This window comes from Acidocella sp. (assembly GCF_013044125.1).
Taxonomy (GTDB): domain Bacteria; phylum Pseudomonadota; class Alphaproteobacteria; order Acetobacterales; family Acetobacteraceae; genus Acidocella.
Genome location: NZ_JABEVC010000111.1, coordinates 1 through 8,907, shown reverse-complemented (window position 1 = coordinate 8,907; position 8,907 = coordinate 1). Strand labels below are relative to the sequence as shown.

The 8,907-nt window shown below is 66.4% G+C and carries 9 protein-coding genes; 8 read left to right on the top strand and 1 reads right to left on the bottom strand.

Annotated elements, in window-relative coordinates; translation table 11 throughout:
- The 5 genes from HKL97_RS06955 to hpnE all read left to right on the top strand — a co-directional run.
- The coding region (locus HKL97_RS06955) for an NAD-dependent epimerase/dehydratase family protein (protein WP_291423780.1) at positions 1–663 on the top strand (663 nt) is incomplete at its 5' end.
- Positions 660–1,760, top strand: coding sequence for a glycosyltransferase (locus HKL97_RS06950; protein WP_291423778.1), 1,101 nt, complete (start codon positions 660–662; stop codon positions 1,758–1,760). The genes HKL97_RS06955 and HKL97_RS06950, both read left to right, overlap by 4 nt.
- Positions 1,757–2,638, top strand: a complete 882-nt coding sequence (gene hpnC / locus HKL97_RS06945) for a squalene synthase HpnC (RefSeq protein WP_291423776.1) — start codon at positions 1,757–1,759, stop codon at positions 2,636–2,638. Before HKL97_RS06950 ends, hpnC begins: the two co-directional genes overlap by 4 nt.
- Positions 2,635–3,489, top strand: a complete 855-nt coding sequence (gene hpnD / locus HKL97_RS06940; protein WP_291423774.1) for a presqualene diphosphate synthase HpnD — start codon at positions 2,635–2,637, stop codon at positions 3,487–3,489. The genes hpnC and hpnD overlap by 4 nt, the downstream gene beginning before the upstream one ends.
- 7 nt (positions 3,490–3,496) lie before the next feature.
- Positions 3,497–4,687 (top strand): hydroxysqualene dehydroxylase HpnE, encoded by a 1,191-nt coding sequence (gene hpnE, locus HKL97_RS06935; protein ID WP_291423772.1) that lies wholly within the window; start codon positions 3,497–3,499, stop codon positions 4,685–4,687.
- A gap of 61 nt (positions 4,688–4,748) precedes the next feature.
- Here the strand turns inward: hpnE and HKL97_RS06930 are convergent, their stop codons facing one another.
- A complete protein-coding gene (locus tag HKL97_RS06930) occupies positions 4,749–4,922 on the bottom strand; it encodes a Flp family type IVb pilin (protein WP_291423770.1) in 174 nt (57 codons plus the stop codon).
- Between the two features lie 181 nt (positions 4,923–5,103).
- On the opposite strand from HKL97_RS06930, the gene leuS reads away from it, so the two are divergent.
- From leuS to holA, 3 genes are all read left to right on the top strand, one after another.
- Positions 5,104–7,683: a leucine--tRNA ligase gene (gene leuS / locus HKL97_RS06925; protein ID WP_291423768.1), complete on the top strand. Its 2,580-nt coding sequence runs from the start codon at positions 5,104–5,106 to the stop codon at positions 7,681–7,683.
- Positions 7,664–8,176: an LPS assembly lipoprotein LptE gene (lptE, locus tag HKL97_RS06920; protein WP_291423766.1), complete on the top strand. Its 513-nt coding sequence runs from the start codon at positions 7,664–7,666 to the stop codon at positions 8,174–8,176. Before leuS ends, lptE begins: the two co-directional genes overlap by 20 nt.
- Positions 8,173–8,907, top strand: a 735-nt coding sequence (holA, locus tag HKL97_RS06915; protein ID WP_291423764.1) for a DNA polymerase III subunit delta, incomplete at its 3' end; no start/stop codon positions are given. The genes lptE and holA, both read left to right, overlap by 4 nt.

Sequence of the window (8,907 nt, the reverse complement as noted above, 5' to 3'; positions counted from 1 at the left end):
GTCTACACCAGCTCCGTCGCCGCCCTGGGGCTGGACCCCTGCGGCGCCCCGGCCGGTGAGACCACCCCCATCCGGCCCGAACACCACCTCGGCGCCTATAAAAAATCGAAATACGACGCCGAGCAGGCGGTGCGCGCCCTGGCCGCCGCCGGGCAGAACATCGTCATCGTCAACCCCTCCACCCCCATCGGCCCTGGGGACATCAAACCCACCCCCACCGGCCAGATGGTGCGCGACGCCGCCAATGGCCGCATGCCAGCCTATGTCGATACCGGGCTGAACATCGTGCATGTCGACGATGTGGCGCAGGGCCATCTGCTGGCGCTGGAAAAGGGCAGCAGCGGCGAGGCCTATATCCTCGGCGGCGAAAACCTGATGCTGTGCGAGCTGCTCGCCCTCATCGCCGCGCAAACCGGCCGCAAGCCCCCCACCCTGCGCCTGCCCATCACCCCGCTCATGCCCATCGCCTGGGTGATGGAGCGCATCGCCAATATCACCGGCAAAACCCCGCTCATGACCCCTGAAATCCTCGCCATGGCGCGCAAAAAAATGTTCTTCACCTCCGCCAAGGCGCAGGCCAGACTCGGCTACCAGCCGCGCCCCGCCGCCGCCGCCGTGGCCGATGCGCTCACCTGGCTGCGCGCCCAGGGCCTGCTGGCATGATCGCCACCCTCGCCCTGCTCATCTGGCTCTACCTGTTTTTCCTGCACGGAAAATTCTGGGCATCCGCGCCCGAACTCCCCGCCGCCACGCCGGCTGAGCTCCCGGATGTGGACATCATCATCCCCGCGCGCGACGAGGCGCAGACCATCGCCCCGGTCATCGCCTCCCTGCTGGCGCAGGATTACCCGGGCAAATTCCGCGTCATCCTGGTGGATGACAACTCCACCGACGGCACCGCCGCCCTGGCCGGCACGCACCCAAGGCTCACCATCATCACCGGCAAAGCCAAGGCCCCCGGCTGGTCGGGCAAGCTGTGGGCGCTGCAACAGGGGGTGGAGGCCAGCACCGCGCCCATATTGCTGTTCGCCGATGCCGACATCACGCACGACCCTCGCCATCTCTCCTCGCTGGTCACCCGCCTGCCCACCCCGCACGCTGACATGGTCTCCGAAATGGTGCGGCTCAACTGCGCCTCGCTGCCCGAGCGTTTCCTGATCCCCGCTTTCGTGTATTTCTTCCAGATGCTCTATCCCTTCGCCCTGGTGAACGACCCGCTGAAATCCACCGCCGCCGCCGCCGGCGGCACGGTGCTGATCCGCCGTGAAGCCCTGACGCGCATCGGCGGGCTGGAGAAAATCAAATCCACCCTCATCGACGATGTCTCCCTGGCGCGAGAGGTGAAGAAATCCGGTCCCATCTTCCTCGGCCACTCGGGCCTGGCCACCTCCATCCGCCCCTATCCGCACATGGCCGACATCTGGAACATGATCACCCGCACCGCCTTCACCCAGCTCAACTACTCCGGCTTTATCCTGGCCGGAACCATCCTGGGCCTCACACTCGTCTGGCTGGTGGCGCCCTATGAGGTCATCTTCGGCCATGGCTGGCGTTTCCTGGCCGGGCTGGCGGCCTCGGCGCTGGCCGTGGCCAGCTATTTGCCCACGCTGAAACGCTACCACCAGCCGAAACTCCTCGCCCTGGCGCTGCCCTTCATCGCGCTGTTCTACATGGCCGCCACCATCGCCTCGGCGGTTAACCACTGGCGCGGCACCGGCGCCAAGTGGAAAAGCCGCGCCTATGGGGAGCACGGCGCATGAGCGCGAACGACAACGCCCAGGCCACTCACGCCGCCAGCGCCGCCGTGCCGCAAACCAGTGTTGAAGCGTGGTCCGGCAAGGACAAGGCTGACGAAAACTTCCCCGTCGGCTCGCTGCTCATCCGCCGGGAGCTGCGCGAGCATGTGCATGCCTATTACGCCTTTGCCCGCAATGCCGATGACATCGCCGATTCTGCCACGCTGCCGTCCGCCGGCAAAATCGCCCGGCTGAATATCATGGAAGAGGTTTTGCTGGGCACCCGTGCCGAGGGCGCCCCCAGCGCCACGCGGCTGCGCGCCTCGCTGGCGCAATCGGGGGTAAGCGCCATCCATGCGCGCGAGCTGCTGGTCGCCTTCCGCCAGGACGCGGTGCAGAACCGCTATGCCGACTGGGCCGCGCTGATGGATTATTGCCGCTATTCCGCCGCGCCGGTCGGCCGGTATGTGCTGGAGCTGCACGGCGAGGACAAAGCCACCTGGCCCGCCTCCGATGCGCTCTGCGCCTCGCTCCAGGTGCTCAACCACCTGCAGGATTGCGCGGGCGACCTGCGCAGCCTGGACCGCTGCTACATCCCGCAGGACATGCTGGCAAAGGCCGGCTGCAAAACCGACGATCTGGCCCGCGGCGAGACCACCCCGGCCCTGCGCGCCGTGTTCGACCAGATGCTCGGCCTCACCGAGGCGCTGAACGAAGCCGCCGCCGCGCTGCCCGGCCTGGTGCGCGCGCGCCGCCTGCGGGTGGAGACCGCCATCATCACCCGGCTCGCCCGGCGCCTGACCGCGCGGCTGCGCCATGGTGACCCGCTGGCCAGCCGGGTGAAACTCGGCAAGGTAGATTTCATCGCCGCCACCATCCTCTCGCTGGGCCGCTTCGCATGACCGATTCCGCCTGCACCGCCGCCGATATCGCCTATGTCACCGCGCTGGTGAAAGCCTCCGGCACCTCATTCTACCATGGCATGAAAATCCTCCCGCCCGCGCGGCGGGATGCGATGTATGCCATCTACGCCTTCTGCCGCGTGGTGGACGACATCGCCGACGATGACGATGTTCCCTTCGCGCACAAGCGCGCGGCGCTGGATGAGTGGCGCGCGCGCCTCGCCGCCCTCTACCGCGGCGAGGCGGACGGCCCGATCCCCCGCGCGCTGCTCGATGCCGTCCGGAAATTTGATTTGCAGGCAGCGGACTTTGGCGACATCGTCGATGGCATGGAGATGGATGCGGGAGACCCCATCGTGGCGCCGACACTTGCGGCGCTGGACCTGTATTGCGACCGTGTGGCCTCCGCCGTGGGGCGGCTTTCCGTGCATGTGTTCGGCGATTCCTCGGGCGCGGCGCGCGATGTGGCCCATGCGCTGGGGCGCGGCCTGCAACTCACCAACATCCTGCGCGATGTCGGGGAGGACGCGGCGCGCGGGCGTTTGTATCTGCCCATGGAGTTTCTGGAGGAAGCGGGAATTGCACCGGAGCCGCAGGCCGCGCTGGCCGCGTCCGCGCTGCCCGTGGTCTGCGCCCGGCTCGCCGCCATGGCGGAACAAAAATTCGCCGAGGCGGAGGCCGCGATGGCGCGCTGCAACCAGAAGGCCATGCGCCCGGCCCGGCTGATGCAAGCCAGCTACCGCCCGCTGCTCGGCATCCTGCGGCGGCGGAACTTCAATTACGCAGGCCCGCGCGCGAAACTTCCGGCCTGGCGCAAGCTCGTGCTGGCCGTACGCCTGCTGGCCGCGTGAGGGCGCGATGAGTGTGCATGTCATCGGCGCGGGGGTCGCCGGCCTCGCCGCCGCCTGCCAGCTCACCGAGGCGGGGCACCATGTCGTGCTGTTCGAGGCCGCGAAAACCGCCGGCGGGCGCGCGCGCTCGCATTATGACAACGTGCTCGGCTGCCGCATCGATAACGGCAACCACCTGCTGCTCTCCGGCAATATCGCGACACTCGCCTACCTACAGCGGATCGGCGCGAAACGCTCCCTCACCGGACCGGCCGAGCCGATTTTTCCATTTCATGACCTGCGCACCGGAAAGAGCTGGACGCTGCGGCTCAACCAGGGAGGCTTTCCCTGGTGGATATTTTCCCGCAGGCGCCGCGTGCCGGGCACAAGGCTGCACCATTATCTGGGGTTGCTGAAAATCCGCAGGGCAAAACCCTCTGATCTGGTCGCCCCGCTGCTGGCCGGAACCGGGCCGCTCTATCCCCAGTTGCTGGAGCTGCTGGCCGTCTCCGCGCTCAACACCAGCCCGCAGGTGGCTGCGGCGGCGGCGCTGCGCAGCGTGTTCGCCGAGAGCCTGGACCTGGGCGGCTATGCCACCATCCCCCGCTATGCGCGCGCCGGCCTCTCGGAGACCTTTGTTGACCCGGCGCTGAACTGGCTGCGCGAGCGCGGCGCGGAGATCCGCCTGGGCGAACGGGTGAGCGAGCTCAACCCGGCGCAGGCCACCATCCTCGCGGTGCCCCCCTGGGCCGCGGCCGAGCTGGTGCCGGGGCTGACCGTGCCGAATGAGTTCGAGTCGATCTATAATCTGCATTTCAAATATTCACTGCCCCCCGGCGAGGCCGGTTTCTGGGGCTTCATCGGCGGCATGACGGAATGGGTGTTCGCGCACAGCAGCGTGGTCTCGGTCACCATCTCCGCCGCCAGCCGCTATGCGGACATGAGCGCGGAGGACATCGCCGCCAAGGTATGGAGCGAAATCGCCAGCGCCTTCTCGCTTCCACCCGAAATCCCGGTTTACCGCGCCGTATGGGAAAAACGCGCCACCATGCAGGCCACCCCGGCGCAAATGGCCCGGCGGCCGAAAACCAGAACCAGCAACCCGAATCTGATGTTGGCCGGCGACTGGACCGACACCGGCCTGCCCGCGACCATCGAGGGAGCAATCCGCTCCGGCAACGCCGCCGCGCAGGCGCTGATGTCAAATCTGAATAGTTAACACAATCGCCGCCCCCTGAGTCGCACCAGCGATTCAGGGAGCAACACTAAGCGCTCAAAGTTTACAGCTCGCTCGCGACGGTGCTGAAGGTATTGGAAACACCCGTGCCCAACGCCGTCACGGCGCTGATGATCACGACCGCGATCAATGCCGCGATCAGCGCGTATTCGATCGCGGTGACAGCCCGGTTATCAGCCTTGAACCGCAATGCCATCCGCAGAAAATCTGTAATCATTCGCAAGCCCTTCCCATCATTCGTTAATATGCTGAGCAACTCAGTAAACAAGGCATTTTTATCACACAAAGTTTACCAAAAATAAACAAAATATTAATTGCCGCCATCTGCCCGCCATGTCCCGGCCATATCCGCCCGGCCTCTTGGCGCGGCCGCCCGGGTTCACTAAACACAGGGCACAATGTCAGACACTGAAACCACGCGCTACGATTTCACCACCGCCGAGCCGCACTGGCAGGCCGCCTGGGAGGCTGCCGGACTGTTCAAGGCCGCGGACACCCCCACCACCGGCAAACCCAAGTATTATGTGCTGGAGATGTTCCCCTACCCCTCCGGCAAAATCCACATGGGGCATGTGCGCAACTACACGCTGGGCGATGTCGTCGCCCGCTACAAGCGCGCCGGCGGGTATGATGTGCTGCACCCGATGGGCTGGGACGCCTTTGGCCTGCCGGCCGAAAACGCCGCCCGCCAGCGCAAGACCGACCCCGCGAGCTGGACCTATGCCAACATCGCCACCATGCGCGGCGAGCTCAAGCGCATGGGCCTTTCGCTCGACTGGTCGCGCGAGTTCGCCACCTGCGACCCTGAATATTACGGCCAGCAGCAGAAAATCTTCCTGGATTTCTGGGCAAAAGGCCTGGTCGAGCGGCGCATGAGCGCCGTGAACTGGGACCCGGTAGACCACACCGTGCTCGCCAACGAACAGGTGATCGACGGGCGCGGCTGGCTCTCGGGCGCCCCGGTCGAGAAAAAGAACCTCTCGCAATGGTTCCTCAAAATCACCGATTACGCCGAGGATCTGCTGGAGGGATTGAAAGACCTGCCCCGCTGGCCCGAGCGGGTGAAACTGATGCAGGAAAACTGGATCGGCCACTCTCAAGGTGCGGACGTCACCTTCGCGCTCACCGCGCCGGCTGGCGGCATTGCTTCGGTTACAGTCTATACCACGCGGCCGGACACGCTCTTTGGCATGTCCTTCCTCGCCATCGCACCCGAGCACCCCATCGCCCAGGTGGTTGCGGAGTCCAGCGCGCAGGCCGCCGCTTTCCTGGCTGAATGCGCCGCCCAGGGCACCTCGGAGGCCGCCATCGAGCAGGCGGAGAAAAAAGGTTTTGATACCGGGCTGCGCGTGACCAACCCGCTGAACGGCGAGATCTACCCGGTCTGGATCGCCAATTTCGTCCTCATGGACTACGGCACCGGCGCGATTTTCGGCTGCCCCTGCGGCGATGAGCGCGATTTCGAGTTCGCAACCAAATATGCCCTGCCCATCCCCATCGTCGTCGCGCCCAGCCTCGACTCCATCCCTGAAAAACTGACCAAGGCGCTGGATGGCGCTGGCGTTATCGTCAACTCCGGCTTCCTCACCGGCCTGTCCACCGCCCAGGCCAAGCCCGCCGCCATCGCCGCGCTGGAAAGACTGGGTGCCGGCAAAGCGGTGCAGAACTGGCGCTTGCGCGACTGGGGGATTTCCCGCCAGCGCTACTGGGGCTGCCCGATCCCGGTGATCCACTGCGCCACCTGCGGCCCGCAGCCGGTCCCGGCGGCGCAGCTCCCCGTCATCCTGCCGAAAGACGTCACGTTCGATCGCCCCGGCAACCCGCTGGACCACCACCCCAGCTGGAAGCATGTGCCCTGCCCCCAATGCGGCGCGCCCGCCACCCGCGAGACCGACACGTTCGACACCTTTGTAGACAGCTCCTGGTATTTTGCCCGCTTCACCGCGCCGCATGCGGCCACGCCGACCCATCTGGCGGCGGTGAACCACTGGTTGCCGGTGGACCAATACGTCGGCGGCATCGAGCACGCGATTTTGCACCTGCTCTATGCCCGCTTCTTCACCCGCGCGATGCAAAAAACCGGGCATGTGGCGCTGAAGGAGCCCTTCGCCGGGCTGTTCACGCAAGGCATGGTGACGCATGAATCCTACAAGGATACGCAAGGCAACTGGCTCTACCCCGAAGAGGTCGTCAAAACCCCCGAGGGTGCCAAACATGCCGGAACCGGCGAGCCCGTCACCGTCGGCCGCATCGAGAAAATGTCAAAATCCAAGCGCAACACGGTGGACCCCGGCGTTATCATCGACCGTTTCGGCGCCGACACCGCGCGCTGGTTCGTCCTCTCCGACAATCCGCCGGAGCGCGACGTTGAATGGACCGAGTCCGGCATTCTGGGCGCCAACCGCTTTGTCCACCGGCTCTACCGCCTGGCCCTGGCCATCGCCGCCGAGCCGCGCGCCGAAACACCCGAAACCTTCACCGGCGAGACCAAAAAGCTCCGCCAACTCACCCACCGCACCATCGCCGCGGTGAGCGAGGCGCTGGATAATTTCACCTTCAACCTCGCCGTCGCGCGGATTTACGAACTTTCCGGCGCGCTGGCCGGGGCCGCGCCCACCGATCCCGGATTACTTTGGGCACGGTTCGAGGCGATCGAGACCATCGCGCATCTGATCGCACCGATGATGCCGCATCTGGCCGAGGAGATTTTCGCGGCGCTACGCCCAGGCGCCGGGCTGGTGGCGGCCAACCCCTGGCCGAAGGCCGATCCGGCCTATCTCACGGTTGATGAAGTCACCGTCGCGGTGCAGGTGAACGGCAAGCTGCGCGGCACCGTGCTGCTGCCTGCCGGCGCCAAGGCCGATGTGGCGTTGCCGATTGCCAAGCAGGCTGTCGCGGGCGCATTACAGGGGCAGCTCATCGTGAAAGAAATCTGCGTGCCGGACAGGATCGTGAACTTTGTCGTCAAACCCGCGTAGGCTGCTGCCCCTCCTGGGCATGCTCGCCCTTGCCGGGTGCGGCTTCACGCCGCTGTACGGCCAGGATGGGCGCGCGGGCGTGGCGCAACGGCTCGATACCGTGGCGGTCGGCAACATCCCCGAGCGCCCCGGCCAGATGCTGCGCGAGAGCCTGGAAACCCAGTTGCACACCGCCGGCGCGCCAGACCGCGAACTCTACAGCCTCACCGTGAACTATACCATCGCCACCGCCGGCATCGGCGTGCAGCAGGACACCGCAACCACCCGCAACCGCCTGACCGCAACCGCCAACTGGGTGCTCAGCCCCATCGGCGGCGGCGCGCCGCTCGCGACCGGCACCGCCACCACCGAGAACGCAGCCAACGTCGTCGACCAGCAATATTTCGCCCTCACCCTGGAGACCGGCACGGTGGACAAGCAGTTGGCCAGCACCATCGCCGCGCAGATCACCAGCCAGGTTGCCGCGTATTTCAAAACCCATCCGGGCGCATGAAGCTTGAGGCCGGGCGCACCGAAGCCTTCCTGAAAAACCCGGGCACGCCGGTTGTGCTCATCTACGGCCCGGATTCCGGCCTTGCCGCTGAGCGCGGGCTGGCGCTGGTGCGCGCCTTCCCCGGCGCCATGGAAGACCCGTTCCGCTTCACCGAACTGCACAACCCGGACGCGGCCACGCTGCTGGCGGAAGCCACCGCCGCCTCGCTCACCGGCGGCAAGCGCGTGGTGCGCGTGCGCGACGCGCACGAAACCCTGGTGAAGCCACTGGAGGCGCTGCTGAAAGCGCCGCCGGACGCGCTCATCATCCTGGAGGCCGGCGAGCTGACCGGCAAATCCAAACTGCGCGCGCTGGTGGAGAAATCCCCCGCCGCTACCGCCATCGCCTGCTACGCAATCGACTCCGCCCGGCTGCCCGGCGTGATCACCGCGCGGCTGCGGGCGCAGAACATCACCATCGACCAGGACGCCGCCACCTGGGTAGCCAACAACGTCTCCGGCGAGGAAGGCCTGCTGCGCCAGGCGCTGGAGGTGCTCGTGCTCTACGCCGGGGCGGAGCCACGCCTCAGCCTCTCCGATGTTTGCGCCGCCCTGGCCGATGGCGGCGATACCTCGGTGCAGGAGGCGATCGACGCGACCATCTCCGGCGACCCCGCCGCCACTGACCGCGCCCTGGCCCTGGCCTATGACGAGGGGCAGTCGCCGGTCGGCATCTTGCGCATGCTGCTGGGC